The organism is Ideonella sp. WA131b, assembly GCA_023657425.1.
Classification (GTDB): domain Bacteria; phylum Pseudomonadota; class Gammaproteobacteria; order Burkholderiales; family Burkholderiaceae_C; genus Rubrivivax.
In genome coordinates this window covers 904,766-920,343 of sequence record JAGTJW010000001.1, presented here as the reverse complement: position 1 = coordinate 920,343, position 15,578 = coordinate 904,766, and the positions used below count along the sequence as shown (strand labels likewise).

17 protein-coding genes are annotated in these 15,578 nt (G+C 71.3%); 10 read left to right on the top strand and 7 right to left on the bottom strand.

Features of this window, described 5'->3' with window-relative positions; all coding sequences use genetic code 11:
* Positions 1 to 15 precede the first annotated feature (15 nt).
* Positions 16 to 924 carry a LysR family transcriptional regulator gene (locus KA711_04290; protein MCM0608198.1) on the top strand — a complete coding sequence of 303 codons (909 nt, stop codon included), beginning with the start codon at positions 16 to 18 and terminating at the stop codon, positions 922 to 924.
* Between the two features lie 10 nt (positions 925 to 934).
* On the opposite strand, the gene KA711_04285 is transcribed toward KA711_04290, so the two are convergent.
* Together KA711_04285 and KA711_04280 are read right to left on the bottom strand one after the other, a co-directional pair.
* Positions 935 to 1,180, bottom strand: a complete 246-nt coding sequence (locus KA711_04285) for a hypothetical protein (GenBank protein MCM0608197.1) — start codon at positions 1,178 to 1,180, stop codon at positions 935 to 937.
* A 130-nt stretch (positions 1,181 to 1,310) separates the two neighbouring features.
* On the bottom strand, positions 1,311 to 2,669 hold the full coding sequence (locus KA711_04280) for a protein kinase (protein ID MCM0608196.1): 1,359 nt from the start codon (positions 2,667 to 2,669) through the stop codon (positions 1,311 to 1,313).
* Between the two features lie 134 nt (positions 2,670 to 2,803).
* Between KA711_04280 and KA711_04275 the strand changes: the two genes are divergently transcribed.
* From KA711_04275 to KA711_04235, 9 genes are all read left to right on the top strand, one after another.
* Positions 2,804 to 4,555 carry an arginine--tRNA ligase gene (locus KA711_04275; protein ID MCM0608195.1) on the top strand — a complete coding sequence of 584 codons (1,752 nt, stop codon included), beginning with the start codon at positions 2,804 to 2,806 and terminating at the stop codon, positions 4,553 to 4,555.
* A complete protein-coding gene (locus tag KA711_04270) occupies positions 4,552 to 5,193 on the top strand; it encodes an SPOR domain-containing protein (GenBank protein ID MCM0608194.1) in 642 nt (213 codons plus the stop codon). The genes KA711_04275 and KA711_04270 overlap by 4 nt, the downstream gene beginning before the upstream one ends.
* Before the next feature lie 111 nt (positions 5,194 to 5,304).
* Positions 5,305 to 5,958, top strand: a complete 654-nt coding sequence (locus KA711_04265; GenBank protein ID MCM0608193.1) for a thiol:disulfide interchange protein DsbA/DsbL — start codon at positions 5,305 to 5,307, stop codon at positions 5,956 to 5,958.
* A 95-nt stretch (positions 5,959 to 6,053) separates the two neighbouring features.
* Entirely contained in the window at positions 6,054 to 6,683 is a 630-nt protein-coding gene (lptA, locus tag KA711_04260) for a lipopolysaccharide transport periplasmic protein LptA (GenBank protein ID MCM0608192.1), read from the top strand.
* The gene (lptB, locus tag KA711_04255; protein MCM0608191.1) at positions 6,680 to 7,459 is read left to right on the top strand and encodes an LPS export ABC transporter ATP-binding protein; all 780 of its coding nucleotides are present in this window, start codon (positions 6,680 to 6,682) and stop codon (positions 7,457 to 7,459) included. Before lptA ends, lptB begins: the two co-directional genes overlap by 4 nt.
* Before the next feature lie 108 nt (positions 7,460 to 7,567).
* The gene (locus tag KA711_04250; GenBank protein MCM0608190.1) at positions 7,568 to 9,076 is read left to right on the top strand and encodes an RNA polymerase factor sigma-54; all 1,509 of its coding nucleotides are present in this window, start codon (positions 7,568 to 7,570) and stop codon (positions 9,074 to 9,076) included.
* Between the two features lie 3 nt (positions 9,077 to 9,079).
* Positions 9,080 to 10,342: a class I SAM-dependent RNA methyltransferase gene (locus KA711_04245; GenBank protein ID MCM0608189.1), complete on the top strand. Its 1,263-nt coding sequence runs from the start codon at positions 9,080 to 9,082 to the stop codon at positions 10,340 to 10,342.
* 38 nt (positions 10,343 to 10,380) lie between these two features.
* Positions 10,381 to 11,346 carry a magnesium/cobalt transporter CorA gene (gene corA, locus KA711_04240; GenBank protein ID MCM0608188.1) on the top strand — a complete coding sequence of 322 codons (966 nt, stop codon included), beginning with the start codon at positions 10,381 to 10,383 and terminating at the stop codon, positions 11,344 to 11,346.
* 88 nt (positions 11,347 to 11,434) lie between these two features.
* A complete protein-coding gene (locus KA711_04235; protein ID MCM0608187.1) occupies positions 11,435 to 11,923 on the top strand; it encodes an energy transducer TonB in 489 nt (162 codons plus the stop codon).
* A gap of 34 nt (positions 11,924 to 11,957) precedes the next feature.
* Here the strand turns inward: KA711_04235 and KA711_04230 are convergent, their stop codons facing one another.
* Genes KA711_04230 through KA711_04210 form a run of 5 tightly spaced genes read right to left on the bottom strand, consistent with a single transcriptional unit; the run spans position 11,958 to position 15,577 of the window.
* Positions 11,958 to 12,389 (bottom strand): nuclear transport factor 2 family protein, encoded by a 432-nt coding sequence (locus tag KA711_04230; protein MCM0608186.1) that lies wholly within the window; start codon positions 12,387 to 12,389, stop codon positions 11,958 to 11,960.
* A 13-nt stretch (positions 12,390 to 12,402) separates the two neighbouring features.
* Positions 12,403 to 13,221, bottom strand: coding sequence for an SDR family NAD(P)-dependent oxidoreductase (locus tag KA711_04225; GenBank protein ID MCM0608185.1), 819 nt, complete (start codon positions 13,219 to 13,221; stop codon positions 12,403 to 12,405).
* Positions 13,222 to 13,224: 3 nt separating this feature from the next.
* Positions 13,225 to 13,779 carry a DUF3833 domain-containing protein gene (locus KA711_04220; GenBank protein ID MCM0608184.1) on the bottom strand — a complete coding sequence of 185 codons (555 nt, stop codon included), beginning with the start codon at positions 13,777 to 13,779 and terminating at the stop codon, positions 13,225 to 13,227.
* Complete coding sequence (locus KA711_04215; protein MCM0608183.1) at positions 13,776 to 15,035, bottom strand: MFS transporter; 1,260 nt, start codon at positions 15,033 to 15,035, stop codon at positions 13,776 to 13,778. Before KA711_04215 ends, KA711_04220 begins: the two co-directional genes overlap by 4 nt.
* Positions 15,032 to 15,577 (bottom strand): chalcone isomerase family protein, encoded by a 546-nt coding sequence (locus KA711_04210; protein MCM0608182.1) that lies wholly within the window; start codon positions 15,575 to 15,577, stop codon positions 15,032 to 15,034. Before KA711_04210 ends, KA711_04215 begins: the two co-directional genes overlap by 4 nt.
* Position 15,578: the final 1 nt, after the last annotated feature.

The following is a 15,578-nucleotide window of genomic DNA, read 5'->3' as shown; positions in this document are numbered from 1 at the left end:
ATAATCAGCTCTGCGATGGACCGCCTCAAGCAGATCGAATCCTTCGTGGCCGTGTCCACCAAGGGCAGCCTGACGGCCGCCGCGCTGGCCGAGGGCGTGGCACCGGCGGTCATCGGCCGCCGCATCGACGCGCTCGAAGAGCGCCTGGGCGTGAAGCTGCTGGTGCGCACCACGCGCCGCATCACGCTCACGCACGAGGGCAGCGCCTTCCTGGAGCACTGCCAGCGCCTGCTGGCCGACCTGGGCAATGCCGAGGCCAGTGTCACGGCCGGCGGCGTGAAGGCGAGTGGCCACCTGCGCATCACGGCGCCGGCCGGCTTCGGCCGCCGCCACGTGGCGCCGCTGGTGCCGGGCTTCCTGGCGCAGCACCCCGAGGTCAGCCTGAGCCTGAACCTCTCGGACCGCGTGGTCGACATCGTCAACGAGGGCTTCGACTGCGCCATCCGCGTGGGCGACCTGCCCGACAGCAGCCTGGTGAGCCTGCGGCTGGCCGACAACCGCCGCCTGTGCGTGGCCGCGCCCGACTACCTGGCGCGTGCCGGCACGCCGGCTTCACCGGCCGAACTCACCCGGCACCAGTGCCTGACGCTGAGCAGCGACGCCAGCCAGACGCGCGGCTGGGCTTTCCTGGTGGACGGCGAGCTCACGCACCTGCGGCCCAGTGGGCGGCTCGACTGCAGCGACGGCCAGGTGCTGCACCGCTGGTGCGTGCAGGGCCTGGGCATCGCCTGGCGCAGCACCTGGGAGGTCGAGGGCGACATCGCCGCCGGCCGCCTGGTGCCGCTGCTGCAAGCCTACGCCGCGCCGCCCAACGGCATCTACGCCGTGTTTGCGCAACGCCGCCACCTGCCGCTGCGTGTGCGGCTGTGGATCGACTTCGTGAAGCACAGCTTCGGCGACCCCGGTTACTGGGCCGCCGCCTGAACGGCCGGATTCAGGGCTTCTTGGCCGCCTCGTCGGCCATGCACTTGCGGATGTGGCTGGTCCTGGCGGCGCCGGCCAGTTTCTTGTCGGTGGCGCTCTTCTCGCAGGCCGCGCTTGGTGTGGGCGCCGTGTCTTTCTCGCACTTCTTGATGAAGCTGGCGCGCGCCGCGCCAGCGAGCTTCTTCTCGTCGGCCGTCTTGGCGCAGTCACCCGCATAGGCGCTGGTGGACATCAGCAGGCCGACGCAGGCGGCCATCAGGCAGGGCTTGAACACAGGGCACTCCTTGACGGGTGGGCCATCCATGGCCCGAACGGCAGCCATTGCACCAGACCGGCGCGGTGCAGTCCACTGCGGCCCTGCGACAGCCGGCGTGCCGGCGCAGCGTTCAACGCCGCTGCGCCGCCGCCTCCTGCGCCTCGTGCAGCCGGCGCACCAGCACCTTGATGAAGGCCTTGTCGAAGCGGTGCCGGGTGGACAGGCCCAGCCGCTCGAGGCTGTCGGGCGTGAACGACAGGGTGGTGGCGGGCTGGGACACGAGGATGTCCACCGTGTGCCGCCGCAGCGCCGGGTTCGGCGCGAGGTAGGCCATCTCCCCCACCGTGCTGCCGGCGCCCAGGCTGGCGACGTTGCGCCCGTCCCGGTAGACGTCCACCCGCCCCTGGGTGACGATGTGGAAGCTCGAGCCCTCCTCGCCCTTGCGGTATAGCGCGTCGCCGTGGCCGTGGCGGAGCCAGGCAGCGCGGTGCACCACCTCCCAGAGCTCGACGTCACCGAAGTCGGCGAAGAACTCCAGGCCGCGAAGCAGCGTGAAGCGCTCGGAGTCCAGCACCTCCTGCTGCACGCCGCGGCCATCGACCGCGCTGCCCCGGCACTCGGCCCCGGCCGCGCTGAGGGCGTGCGCGAACGCGTCCCAGCTGGCGGGGCGCAGTTCGCGGTGCTTGGCCAGGCACTGCTCCACCAGGTCCACCAGGGCCTTGGGCAGCCCTTCGCGCAGCGCCTCCAGCGGCGGTGGCTGGACGTGGTAGATCTGGTGCATCAGCGCCGCCTGCTGCTGTGCGTCGAAGGGCGGCCGGCCGGCCAGCAGGTGGTACAGCACCACGGCCAGCGAGTAGATGTCGGCGCGACAGTCCAGCGCGTCGCCGTCGAGCTGCTCGGGCGACATGTAGGCCAGGCTGCCGACGCGGTAGACCTGGGTCTGGTCGGCGGCGGTGTTGAAGACGCTGCCGAAGTCGGTGACCTTGACGTCGGCGATGCGCTCGCCGTCGAGCCTGACGAGCAGGTTCGCCGGCTTCACGTCGCGGTGGATCAGGCCCTGGCGGAAGCAGTAGCCCAGCGCCATCGCGCACTTGAAGCCGATCTCGATGACCTGCTGCACCGGCAGCAGCCGGTCGGCGCGGCCAAAGCGGCGCAGCGTCACGCCGTCGACGTACTCCATCACCAGATAGGGCGTCTCCGGATCGGCCACCGCGTCCAGGATCTGCACGACGTTGGGGTGCTGGAGCTGGCCCACCAGCGCGGCCTCGGCGGCGAAGAAGCGCTGCTGGAAGTGCTGCTCGCGGCTGTCGGCCAGGCCGTGGCTGCGCACGCGCTTGACCGCCACCTTGCGGTTGTTGAAGGGGTCGTGGCAGAGGAAGACCTCGCTGGTGGCGCCCTCGCCGATCTTGGCCTGCACCACGTACTTGCCGATGCGCGACGGCAGCCCCGGGTCGGCGGCCGGCCCGGCGTCGGGCGTGGCCGTGGGCAGGGCCAGGGCCAGGGCGGGGAGGGCGTGACGGGACGACACAGGCTGCCGATGCTGCCCGCGCGGGCGGCGCGCGAAGCGCTGAACAGGCGGCCGTGGAGCCGCCAGTTCGACGCCCCCCCGTAGAATCCCGCCCCATGATCGAAGCCACGCAGGCCCTGCGCGACGCGCTGCAGACGGTGTTCGCGCAGCTGGTGGCCGGCACCGGCCAGGCCGCGCCCGACGCCACGTTCGAGAACCCCAGGCAGGCCAGCCACGGCGACCTGGCCATCACCGGCGCCATGGGGCTGGCGCGCGCCCTCAAGAAGAACCCGCGCGAGATCGCGGCCGAACTGGTGCAGCGCCTGCAGCAGCAGCCGGCCGTGCAGCGCTGGGTGCAGTCGCTGGAGATCGCCGGCCCCGGTTTCGTCAACCTGCGCCTGCTGCCTGCGGCCAAGCAGGCCGTCGTGGCCGAGGTGCTGGCCGCCGCCGAGTGCTTTGGCACCAGCGCCCGCCACCAGGGCCAGCGCGTGATGGTGGAGTTCGTCTCGGCCAACCCCACCGGCCCGCTTCATGTGGGCCACGGCCGCAACGCCGCGCTCGGCGACTGCATCTGCAACCTGATGCAGAGCCAGGGCTGGGAGGTGCTGCGCGAGTTCTATTACAACGACGCCGGCGTGCAGATCGGAACCCTGGCCACCAGCACGCAGGCGCGGCTGCAGGGCCGCAAGCCTGGCGACGCCGACTGGCCCGAGTCGGCCTACAACGGCGAGTACATTGCCGACATCGCCGCGGACTTTGCGGCACGCAAGTCGGTGACCGCCGACGACCGGGCCTACACGGCCAGCGGCGACGTGGCCGATCTGGACGGCATCCGCCAGTTCGCCGTGGCCTACCTGCGCCACGAGCAGGATCTTGACCTGCAGGCCTTCGGCGTGCGCTTCGACCACTACTACCTCGAGAGCAGCCTGTACGCCGACGGGCGCGTCGAGGACACCGTCAGGCGCCTGGTGGCCAGCGGCCAGACTTACGAGAAGGACGGCGCGCTGTGGCTGCGCACCACCGACTGCGGTGACGACAAGGACCGCGTGATGCGCAAGTCCGACGGCAGCTACACCTACTTCGTGCCTGACGTGGCCTACCACCTGGCCAAGTTCGAGCGTGGCTACACCAAGGTCATCAATGTGCACGGCACCGACCACCACGGCACCGTGGCGCGCGTGCGCGCCGGGCTGCAGGCGGCGGGTGCGGGCATCCCCGCCGGTTACCCCGACTACGTGCTCTACAAGATGATCACGGTGATGCGCGGTGGCCAGGAGGTGAAGATCTCCAAGCGCGCCGGCAGCTACGTGACGCTGCGCGACCTGATCGACTGGACCAGCCGCGACGCGGTGCGCTTCTTCCTCATCAGCCGCAAGTCCGACACCGAGTTCGTGTTCGACATCGACCTGGCGCTGAAGGCCAACGACGAGAACCCGGTCTTCTATGTGCAGTACGCGCACGCCCGCATCTGCTCGGTGCTGGCGCAGTACGCCGCCGGGCGCGGCATCGCGGCCGGCGATCGGCAGGCCCTGGAGCGCGACGTCGCCGCGGCGAACCTGGCCCTGCTCACCGCCGACAGCGAGGCTGCGCTGATGCTGAGGCTGGCCGAGTACCCGGCAATGCTGTCGTGTGCGGCGGCCGAGTTCGCGCCGCACGATGTGGCCTTCTACCTGCGCGACCTGGCCGCCGCTTTCCACGCCTACTATGCCGCCGAGCGCTTCCTCGTCGACGACGCGCCGTTGGCGCGTGCGCGCATGGCCCTGCTGGCGGCCACCGCGCAGGTCCTGAAGAACGCGCTGGCGGTGCTGGGCGTGTCCGCGCCCCGGGCCATGCACCGCGAGTCGCCCCCCCAGGGAGCTGTGGCATGAACCAGAAGGGCGGCTTCACATTGGGCCTGGTGGTCGGGCTGCTGATCGGCCTGGTGCTGGCGCTGGCCGTGGCGCTGTACATCACCAAGGCGCCGATGCCCTTCATCGACAAGGTGCCGCAGCGGACGGCCGAGCAGGACCAGACCGAGGCCGCGCGCAACCGGGGCTGGGACCCCAATGCCGCGCTCGGTGGCGCGGCGGCGCAGCGGGCTGCCAGCGCAGCCACTGCCTCACGAGCGGCCTCCTCGGTGCCGGCAGGGGCGGCTTCTGCGGTCGGGGCAGCGCCTGCCGCGCCCGTGCCGCCGGTGCGCGACCCGGCGGCCATCCTGGCCGGGCAGAGCCCCGCCGCTGCGCCCAAGACGGCGCTGTCGCCGGCCTCGGCCGCCGCGGCGGCGGAGCCGTTCGTATTCTTCGTGCAAGCCGGTGCCTACACGCGCGCCGACGATGCCGAGCAGCAGAAGGCCCACCTCGGACTGGGTGGCTGGACGGCCCGCGTCAGCGAGCGCGAACAGGCGGGCCGCACGGTCTGGCGCGTGCGCATCGGGCCCTTCGGCACGCGCGCCGAGGCCGACACCGAACAGCAAAAGCTCGTCGACGCCGGCATCGAGGCGCAGATCGTGCGCGTCGAAAAGCCCTGAACCCCTTCACCAACACGCCGCTTCCTGCACGGAACCGGCCGGTCCCCGCGGCACTCCATCGCCGCTGCCGTCATCCTCCCGACACAGCATTCCGACGAAAGGCTTCCTTCCATGCAACGGCGTGACTTTTCCAAGCGCATCGCGGCCGCCAGCGCCGGCCTGAGCCTGGCCTTGCACGGGGCAGCCCGGGCGCAGGGCTCGCCCCGCGAAGGCACCCACTACGTCCGGCTCGGCTCGCCCGCACCCCTGAGTCTGCCGGCCGGCAAGGCCGTGGAGGTGGTGGAGTTCTTCTGGTACGGCTGCCCCCATTGCTATGCCTTCGAGCCCGCCCTGGAGGCCTGGGTCAAGCGGCTGCCCGCCGACGTGGCTTTCCGGCAAGTCCCGGTGAGCTTCATGGCGCCCCACCAGTTCCATGCCCGGCTGTTCTACGCGATGGAAGAGATCGGGGTGCTGCCCGCGTTGCACCGCAAGGTCTTCAACGCCGTGCACCAGCAGGGCCAGCGACTCAACAGCGAAGGCGACGTCGCAAAGTTCGCCAGGGACAACGGCGTCGACGGCGACAGGCTGGTGCAGGCCATGAAGGGCTTCAGCGTCAGCACCAAGGCCACGCGGGCCAAGCAGTTGACGGATGCCTACAAGATCGACGGCGTGCCTGCGGTTGGCGTGCAGGGCCGCTTCTACACTGCGGCCTCCTTGGCAGGCAGCCAAGAGCGGGTGCTGCAGGTGGTCGACTTCCTGATCCAGTTGGCGCGTCAGAGGCCCTGACGGCCCTGGGGCGCGGCGGCAGGCCACGCAGCCTTCGGCCCCTGCCGGGCCGGGGGCTAAGCTGTGGCTATACTGAATGCAAGTTTCATGCCGCAATGATGTCGCCCCCCCGCCCGTCCATCGCGTTCCTGCTTGCCGGCGTGCTGCTCGTGGCCGGGCCGGCCTGGGCCGAGCGCACCGACCGCAAACAGCCCATGGTCGTCGAGGCCGCCCGCGACGCCGTGCTCGACCTGCAGCGGCAGGTGCTGGTCCTCACCGGCAACGTCGTTGTCTCGCAGGGCAGCATGCTGCTGCGGGCCGAACGGGTGGAGCTGCGCACGCTGCCCGACGGCTTCCGCGCCGCCAGCGCCTCGGGCAGCGCCGGCCGGCCGGCCAGCTGGCGCCAGAAGCGCGACGGCGTCGACGAGACGGTCGAGGGCACGGCCGACCGGATCGAGTTCGACGGCCGTGCCGACACGCTGCGCCTGCTGGGCAACGGCGCCGTGTGGCGGCTGCGCGGCGGCACGGTGGCCGACGAGATCATCGGCGAGCGCATCCTCTGGGACAACACGGCCGAGGTCTTCCGGGTCGAGGGCGGCGCCGCGACCGCCACCAACCCGGGTGGCCGCGTGCGTGCTGTGCTGAGCCCGCGTGCCGACCCGCCGGCCTCGGCTCCGGCCGTGCCGGTGCCGCCGCTGCAGCCCAGCCGCCAGCTCGGAGAGCGGCCCGCCGCCGCGCCGCGGTGAGCGAAACCACCGCCCCGCCCGTGCCCCAGGCCACGACCAGCCGGCTGCAGGCCGAGCGCCTGCGCAAGAGCTACGGGCCGCGGGTGGTGGTGAAAGACGTGCACCTGGCGGTGGCGGCCGGCGAGGTGGTGGGCCTGCTCGGCCCCAACGGTGCCGGCAAGACCACCACCTTCTACATGGTGGTGGGCCTGGTGCGCGCCGATGACGGCGTCATCCGCATTGACGGCGCCGAGGTGCAGAACCTGCCGATCCACCGCCGCTCGCGCCTGGGGCTGTCCTACCTGCCGCAGGAGGCCAGCATCTTCCGCAAGCTGACGGTGGCCGAGAACATCCGCGCGGTGCTGGAGCTGCAGCTCGGCCCCGACGGCCGGCCGCTGGCTGAAGCGGTGATCGAGCGGCGGCTGTCGGAACTGCTGCACGAGCTGTCGATCGAGAAGCTGCGCGACTCGCCCGCGCCGGCCCTGTCGGGCGGCGAGCGGCGGCGCGTGGAGATTGCGCGCGCCCTGGCCACCACGCCGCGCTTCATCCTGCTCGACGAGCCATTCGCGGGCGTCGACCCGATCGCGGTGATGGAGATCCAGCGGATCATCGGCTTCCTGCGATCGCGTGGCATCGGCGTGCTGATCACCGACCACAACGTGCGCGAGACGCTGGGCATCTGCGACCGTGCCTACATCATCAGCGAGGGCCGCGTGCTGGCCGAGGGCACGCCCGACGAGATCGTCGCCAACAGCGAGGTGCGCAAGGTCTACCTCGGCGAACACTTCAAGATGTGAGATGGGGCCCGGAGGCTTGTCGCTACGCGCCTTCGCCACCCCCCGGGGTGGCTCTCGCTGCCGTCCGGCAGCGCCGGGTGCACACGTGGGCTCGGCCAGGAGCCGCTCGTGAAGCCGACGCTGCAGCTGCGGCAGTCGCAGCATCTGGCGCTCACGCCACAGCTGCAGCAGTCCATCCGGCTGCTGCAGCTGTCGACGCTGGAGCTGCAGCAGGAGGTCGGGCAGTTGCTCGACCAGAATCCCTTCCTCGAACTCGAGGAGGACACGCCCGCCACACCCTACGAGACGCCGCCGGAGCGGCAAAGCGCCGACCGCCCGGCCGAGGCCGACGCCGAGCCGGCCGAGGGCGCGGCTGAGCTCGGGGCCGAGGAGTTCGGCACCGCGCTGCGCGACGACTGGGAGAACGGCACCGAGGGCGATGACTTCGACGGCATTCGCGAGATCCCCTCGGGCAGCGTCGCCGCGGGCGAGGGCGACGACGACGGCGAGGCGCACGACCGGCGAGCCGCTGCCGGCAGCCTGCAGGATCACCTCCGCGCCCAGCTCGTGGGCCTGCGTCTTCAGCCGGAGGACCTGGCCGCGGTGGCGGTGCTCATCGAGTCGCTCGACGCCGACGGCTATCTGGCCGACCCGCTGGAGGAAGTGGCCGAACGCCTGGCCGAGATGCTGGGCTTGGACGACCCCGGGGCGCGGGAGCAGCTGGTCGACCGGCTGCGCATCGGCCTGTGCATGCTGCAGAGCCTGGACCCGCCCGGCGTCGGCGCGCGCTCGCTGCCCGAGTGCCTGAAGCTGCAGCTCAAGGCCCTGCCGCACGGCGCGGCGCGCCAGGTGGCGCTGCGCATCGCCGAGCAGTATCTCGAACCGCTGGCGCGGCGCGACTACCGGCGGCTGGCCGCGCTCACCGGCAGCCACGAAGACACCGTGCGCGAGGCCCACGAGCTGATCCGTCGCTGCGAGCCCAAGCCCGGCCGGCCGTACACCGCCGCCGAGGCCAACGTCATCGTGCCCGACGTGATCGTGCGCAAGACCGGCCGCGGCCTGGCCGTGACGCTCAATGCCGACGTCATGCCCAGGCTGCGCATCAACGACCTGTATGCGCAGGCCGCCAAGGGCCTGCGCGGCGGCCATGCCAATCCGGGACTCTCGTCCAGGCTGCAGGAGGCGCGCTGGTTCATCAAGAACATCCAGCAGCGCTTCGACACCATCCTGCGTGTCAGCCAGGCCATCGTCGAGCGGCAGAAGGGCTTCATGCAGCACGGCCCCATTGCCATGAAGCCGCTGGTGCTGCGCGAGATCGCCGACGAGCTGGGCCTGCACGAAAGCACCATCTCGCGCGTGACGACGGCCAAGTACATGAACACGCCGCAGGGCACTTTCGAGCTGAAGCACTTCTTCGGCTCCAGCCTGTCCACCGACGCTGGCGGCAACACCAGCAGCACCGCCGTACGGGCGCTGATCCGGCAGTTCGTCAGCGCCGAGGACGCCGGCAAGCCGCTGTCGGACAACCAGCTCAGCGCCATGCTCGAGGAGCAGGGCATCCAGGTGGCGCGCCGCACCGTGGCCAAGTACCGCGAGGCGCTGAAGATCGCGCCCGCCGGGCTGCGCAGGCAGGCCTGAGAAATGCTGTTCCTGCCCTGTGCCGGCGGTGTCGAGCGCCTGCTGGCCGACGAGGCCGCGGTCATCACCGGAGGCCGCTGCGAGGCCGCGCGCGGCGGCGTCTGGGTCGACGCGCCCGAGGGCGACGAGTCCGCGGCGATGCGCCTCAACCTCGAAAGCCGCCTGGCCACGCGCGTGCTGCTGCCGCTGGCCGACGGGCCCTACCGCGACGAGCACGATCTGTACGCGTTGGCCCGGCGCGTCGACTGGGAGCGCTGGCTCACGCCCGAGCACTCGCTGCGTGTCGACGTGCAGGCCATGAAGAGCCCACTGAAGAGCCTGAACTTCGCCGCGCTGCGCATCAAGGACGCCATCTGCGATGCGCTGCGCGAGCGCCACGGCGCGCGCCCGAGCGTCGACACCCACCGGCCCGACCTGCCGGTGGCCCTGTTCGTCGGCCCCGACCACGCCACGTTGTACGCCGACACCTCGGGTGAGCCGCTGTTCAAGCGGGGCTGGCGCGAGGCCACCGGCGAGGCGCCCCTGAAGGAAACGTTGGCCGCGGCGATGCTGGCCGCCATCGGCTGGCAGGGCCGCGCGGCCGATGGCCCCCTGCTCGACCCCTGCTGCGGCGCCGGCACCATCGCCATCGAGGCGGCACAGCTGGCCTGCGGCATCGCGCCGGGCGGCCAGCGCCCCTTTGCGTTCGAGCGTCAGCGGCCCTTTGCCACGCCGCCGCTGCGCGCGGCCTGGGCGGCGATGCAGCAGCAGGCCCGCGCGCGCGTGCACGCGCCGTCGGTGCCGGTGTTTGCCGGTGATGTGAGCTTTCGCATGACCGACTTCGCCACCCGCAACGCCGAGCGCGCCGGGGTGGCCGGCGCCATCGAGTTCAAGACGGCGGATGCGCAGCAGCGCCCGCCACCGTCGCCGCAGGGCACGATCCTGATGAACCCGCCGTACGGCGAGCGCATCGCGCCCAAGGGATCCGGCGTCGGCACGGGCCAAGTGGTCTCGCGGGGGCTTGAACACGCGGCCCGGCCGGGCCGCGAGGGCTTCGAGGGCGGCGGCAGCTCGGCCGAGTTCTTCGGCGGCCTGGCCACGCACTGGAAGCGCCACCACGCGGGCTGGACCGCCTGGCTGCTGAGCCCGGACATGAAGCTGCCCGGCCTGGTGCGCATGAAGGAGTCGCGCCGCGTGCCGCTGTTCAACGGCGCCATCGAGTGCCGCCTGTTCCGCTTCGACATCACGGCCGGCGCCGGGCCGGGCCGCGGCGCTCGACCCGGCTGAGCCCGACGGCGCGGCTCGGGCCTATGATCCCGCCGCCCATGCTCAACGTCTTCTCGCTCACCCACGGTCGGCTCTTCCAGGAGGAGATCGACAGCACCGATGCGCTGGCCCGCGCCCGCCCGGTGTGGGTGGACCTGGAGGCCCCCAGCGGCGACGAGACGCGTTGGGTGGAGGGGCGCTTCGGCCTGACGATCCCCAAGGACGCCGTCGACGATGACCTCGAGGAGTCGGCACGCTTCTACGAAGAGGACAACGGCGAGCTGCACATCCGCTCCGACTTCCTCATCGACAACGACGAGGGCCCGGCGCGCAATGTGCGCGTGGCCTTCATCCTGCATCAGGGCGTGCTGTTCTCGATCCACGCCGAGGACCTGCCGGTGTTCCGGCTGCTGCGGCTGCGTGCGCGCCGCATCCCGGCGCTGATCGAGGACGCCAAGGACGTGCTGCTCAAGCTCTACGACGCCGACGCCGAGTACTCGGCCGACGCGCTGGAAGGCATCTACGACAACCTCGAGCGGGTCAGCGCGCGCGTGCTGCGCCAGGACGTCGACGACCGCGCCGCCGCCGAGGCGCTGGCCGCCATCGCCCGCGAGGAAGACCTCAACGGCCGCATCCGGCGCAACGTGATGGACACGCGGCGCGCGCTCAGCTTCATGATGCGCAGCCGCATGCTGGGCGCCGAGCAGTTCGAGGAGGCACGCCAGATCCTGCGCGACATCGACAGCCTCGACAGCCACACCGCGTTCCTGTTCGACAAGATGAACTTCCTGCTCGACGCGACCGTGGGCTTCATCAACATCAACCAGAACAAGATCATCAAGATCTTCTCGGTGGCCAGCGTGGCGCTGCTGCCGCCGACGCTGATCGCCAGTGTCTATGGCATGAACTTCGCGCGCATGCCCGAGCTGGCCTGGCCCTGGGGCTACCCGTTCGCGCTGGGGCTGATGGCGCTGTCGGTGGCCGCGCCCATCATCTACTTCCGGCGCAAGGGTTGGCTGCGCTGAGAGGCGCAGGGCCGGGTGCTGAAAGCGAACGGCGGTATAACCCAGCGATCGACAGGGAGTGCCGATGCGTCACCCAGTACCCGCCCCGATGAAGAAGTCTCGGCGCGCCGCCAGGCGCGCCCTGGCCCTGGCCGTGACGGCCGCCGCCGCCGTGCTGCTGGCGCCTGCGGCCCAGGCCCAGTTCAGCATGGTCCCGGCGCCCACGTGCAAGGAGCCGCAGCCCTCGCAACAGGAAGTCGAGCGGGAGTTCCGCATCGACGCCGCGCGCCACCTCTACAACTGCTTTCCCATGCGCGTGCACCGCGGCAAGCTACCCCCGCTGCTGCATGGCGTGATGATGGTGGAGATCGAGCTCGACGCGCAGGGCAACGTGGTCGACGTGGGGGTCATCCGGCGGCCGGCGGCCGACGAAGTCAGCCCCTGGATCCTGGCCTTGATCCGCAAGGCCAGCCCCTACCCGGCACCGGTCAAGCTGGCGGCCGGTGGCGGAAAGGCGAAGTTCATCGAGACCTACTTCGTCGACAAGTCGGGCCAGTTCCAGACCCACACGCTCACCGAAGGACAGCGCGACAGGTGAGCGACGGCGGTCGCCGGTCCCGCATGGCGATGCATCAGGAAGCGGCCCTGCGCCTAAGCCAGCGCATCAGCCCGCCCAGCACCGGCAGCTTCTCGTAGAGCTCCTCGGCGGCGTCCCAGTAGTCGCGGTGCTCGGTGATGCGGGCGTCGGCGCCGAAGCGCAGGTGCGAGCCGCCGCGGACGCGCTGTTCACCGCGCTTGAAGCGCCGCATGCGGAACACGAAGTCCCAGGCGAGGAAGGCCTGCTCACCCTGCACGACGACGTCGCGCACAATGAAACGTGGCTCGTCGAGCGAGTCGAACATGTGGTGAAAGATGCCGGCCACGGCCTCCACGCCGACGACCTCGTTGAAGGGGTCCTTGAAGCGGATGTCGGCGGCGTAGAAGCGGCCGAGTTGCGGCAGGTCCTCGCGCTTGAGCTGTTCGAAGTAGGCCACGAAGGGTTTGAGGTCGGCCGGTGCGGGCATCGGGCGGCGGGCCTTACAGGCCGGTGGAGCGCCGCACGGCGGCGAAGTAGGCCCCGTAGCCCAGGAGGCGCAGGCCCTTGAGGAACAACGTGAAGCGCTTTGGGAAGTGGATCTCGAAGTCCCCCGCCTCCCAGCCGCGCACGATGGCCTCGGCAGCTGCATCGGGCGTGATGAGCGCCGGCATGCGGAAATCGTTGCCCGCCGTCAGCGGCGTCTCGACGAAACCGGGGTTGATGACCGAGATGCCCACGCCTTCGGGCGCAAGGTCCAGGTACAGGGTCTCCGCCAGGTTGATCAGCGCCGCCTTCGTCGGCCCGTAGGCCAGTGACTTGGGCAGGCCGCGGAAGCCGGCCACGCTGCTGACGAGGCTGATGTGCCCACCGGCCGCGCCAGCGCCCACGCCGCCAGGCGCGTCCGTGGCCCCGCGGGCCTGCCGCAGCAGCTGCGGCAGCAGCACGTCCAGCATCACCAGGGCGCCGGTGTAGTTGACGGCCATGTGGGCCTTGGCGATGGCCAGGTCGAAGGCCTGCGCGCGCATCGGCGTGTACATGCCGGCGCAGTAGCAGGCCAGATCGACGCGGCCGTGGCGGGCCACGATCTGCGCCACGGCGTCGCGCATCGCGGCCTCGTCGGTTGCGTCCAGCGCCATGGCCTCGGCGCCCGGGTGCTCGGCGACGAAGCGGTCGAGGGCGTCCTTCTTGCGCGCCGAGACGATCACCCGCGCACCGGCCGCATGCAGGCGCGCCGCGGTGGCACGGCCGATGCCGGTGGACGCGCCCACCATCCAGACCACGCGGCCGGTCCAGGTGTCGATGCGGGGGTTCAAGGGCATGGGCTACTTCTTGGTGAACGACAGCGTCACTTCACCGAGCCGGATGCCGAACTTGCTCATCTCGGCTTTGTTCAGCATCACCTTGTCGTCGACCAGGTACATCCAGTCGTCAAACTGAACATCGTAGACCTTGTCGTCCACCGGCAGGGCCAGCGTGTAGCGCCAGTTCAGTGCGTTGCCGGAGCTCACGCCGGTGGCCACACCCACGACGTCGTCGGCACGGCCTTCCCAGCGGCCGTTGCCGAGGTCGGTGAGCCGCCAGACGCGGCGTTCGGTCTTGCCGTCGCTGTAGATGAAGCGCTCGTCGAGCACGCCCTGGTTGCCGTTCCAGGTGCCTGTCATCTGCACGATGAAGCGGCGCGCGACCTTGCCGCTGCGGTCGGTGAAGATGCCGTGCGCGACGAGCTCGCCGTTGAAGTAGGTCTTCAGGTCGAGCACGGGCTTCTCGGCGGCGTAGTCGGCCGGCGTCGGGCTGGCGCAGCCCAGCACCAGCGCCGTGCTGGCCAGCAATGCGGCCAGTGCGCCTCGGCGCAGCGGGTCGGGGGTTCGGGTGTTCATGGTTCCTCCTTGCGGATCCACAGGGTCCAGAGCAGCGTGGTGGCGGCCAGCTTCAGCACGCAGGGCAGCAGGCAGTAGGCCAGGGTGAGCGCCTGCAGCGCCTCGGGGCTGCGGCTGCCGGGTTCGTAGCCGAAGGCCTGCAGCAGGGGCAGCGAGACACCGGCGGCCAGCGCCAGGTTGAGCTTGGTGCAGAAGTTCCACCAACCGAAGTAGGCGCCCTCCAGGCGCTCGCTGTGGCCGGCGCGCTGCACCACGCCGGCCAGCAGCGCGCCGGGCAGCGTGAGGTCGGCGCCCAGGGCCACGCCGCTGGCGATGCACACCAGGGTGTAGGCCAGCACGTCGCCCTCGCCCAGCAGCGCCGCCCAGACAAAAGCCACGATGGCCAGCACCATGCCGGCCAGCCAGGCGCGCGCCAGCCCGATCCGGCCCACCAGACGCACCCACAGCGGCATGCTCAGGGCACCGGCGGCGAAGTAGCTGGCCAGGAACAGCGGCTCCAGGGCCTTGGCCTGCAATCGGTCGCTGATGAAGAACAGCACCAGCGTCGCCGGGATGGCGCTGGCCACGCCGTTGACGAGATAGATCAGCAGCAGGCGGCGGAACGCGCCGACGCGCAGCGGCTCGGCCAAGCTGGGTGGCGCGGCCGGCACGCGGCCCAGCGCCGGCTGCGGTGCGCGTGCCAGCAGCGCCACGCCCAGGGCCAACAGCAGCGCGAACACCACCGTCGTGGCGCCCAGCCCGGCCACCGAGGGCAGCACGCTGGCCACCAGCACGCCCACCAACGCCAGGCCTTCGCGCCAGGACACGATGCGCGCGCGCTGTCCTTCGTCGCCGCCCAGCCGTGCGCCCCAGGCCTGGTGCACCACGGCCAGCACGCTGTAGCTCAGGTAGGTGACGCACAGCACCAGCGCGCACCACACGAGCAGCGCCGTCGTGCCCTCTACAAGGGGGAAAAAGAGGCCCCGGAAGCCGATCGCCAGCACCAGCGCGGCGGCGGCTGCCACCGCCATCACCACGGCTGCCGGCCTGGTGAACCAGCCGTCGGCCAGGCGCCCGATCACGGGGTCGGCGATGGCATCGACCAGGCGCGCCGCCAGCAACAGCGCACCCAGCGTGGCCAGCGGGATGCCAAACGCCGTGGCGTAGTGGTTGGGCAGCACCACGTACAGCGGCAGCGCCACGAAGGCCAGCGGCAGGCCCAGGCCGCCGTAGGTCAGCCCCTGGGCCCAGCCGCCGCGCCAGGCGGGCGCGGTCATGCCAGGCCCAGCAGGCCGCGGCGCAGCGTCGACTCGGAGGTCTGCTCGGACAGCCAGATGCCGAAGAACAGCCGCGCAAACTCAAGCTCGCGCACCTCGCCCTTGACGGCGCCGTTGATGGCAAATCGTGCACCCACCCCAGGCAGCAGGAAGCCGGTGATGCGATCGCCTTCCTTCACGTCGGGGAAGATCTGCACCATGGCGGCCAGCCAGCGCGCCGCCTCGTGGTCGCTGATTTCGCGCTGGCGGCGCATTTCCTTGAGGGAGCGCTCGGCGATCTGGCGGCCCACCAGATTGCGCAGGTAGATCAGCTCCAGGGCCAGCGGTGCGGCCGTCCAGTCGGCGCCCAGCGGCGCGGCGCCGCGCCACAGCCGGGCGTCGTAGATCGCCAGGCCCAAGAAGCGCAGGCGTCCGCTGCCCTGCAGCGTGGCGCCGGGCAAGGCGGCCGCCAATTCGGGCGGCACCGCCGCGGCCTGGGTCCAGGTGTGCGGCGCCCCTGCAGCGGCGGCGGCCAGGGCGACGAGGCAGTGGCGGCGCCGCATG

Bases quoted from the DNA above. Each gene is read 5' to 3' on its own strand.
- KA711_04290 (MCM0608198.1), top strand. From the start codon at position 16: ATGGACCGCCTCAAGCAGATCGAATCCTTCGTGGCCGTGTCCACCAAG.
- KA711_04285 (MCM0608197.1), bottom strand. From the start codon at position 1,180: ATGGCCGCCTGCGTCGGCCTGCTGATGTCCACCAGCGCCTATGCGGGT.
- KA711_04275 (MCM0608195.1), top strand. From the start codon at position 2,804: ATGATCGAAGCCACGCAGGCCCTGCGCGACGCGCTGCAGACGGTGTTC.
- KA711_04270 (MCM0608194.1), top strand. From the start codon at position 4,552: ATGAACCAGAAGGGCGGCTTCACATTGGGCCTGGTGGTCGGGCTGCTG.
- KA711_04265 (MCM0608193.1), top strand. From the start codon at position 5,305: ATGCAACGGCGTGACTTTTCCAAGCGCATCGCGGCCGCCAGCGCCGGC.
- lptA (MCM0608192.1), top strand. From the start codon at position 6,054: ATGATGTCGCCCCCCCGCCCGTCCATCGCGTTCCTGCTTGCCGGCGTG.
- KA711_04245 (MCM0608189.1), top strand. From the start codon at position 9,080: ATGCTGTTCCTGCCCTGTGCCGGCGGTGTCGAGCGCCTGCTGGCCGAC.
- corA (MCM0608188.1), top strand. From the start codon at position 10,381: ATGCTCAACGTCTTCTCGCTCACCCACGGTCGGCTCTTCCAGGAGGAG.
- KA711_04235 (MCM0608187.1), top strand. From the start codon at position 11,435: ATGAAGAAGTCTCGGCGCGCCGCCAGGCGCGCCCTGGCCCTGGCCGTG.
- KA711_04230 (MCM0608186.1), bottom strand. From the start codon at position 12,389: ATGCCCGCACCGGCCGACCTCAAACCCTTCGTGGCCTACTTCGAACAG.
- KA711_04225 (MCM0608185.1), bottom strand. From the start codon at position 13,221: ATGCCCTTGAACCCCCGCATCGACACCTGGACCGGCCGCGTGGTCTGG.
- KA711_04220 (MCM0608184.1), bottom strand. From the start codon at position 13,779: ATGAACACCCGAACCCCCGACCCGCTGCGCCGAGGCGCACTGGCCGCA.
- KA711_04215 (MCM0608183.1), bottom strand. From the start codon at position 15,035: ATGACCGCGCCCGCCTGGCGCGGCGGCTGGGCCCAGGGGCTGACCTAC.
- KA711_04210 (MCM0608182.1), bottom strand. From the start codon at position 15,577: ATGCGGCGCCGCCACTGCCTCGTCGCCCTGGCCGCCGCCGCTGCAGGG.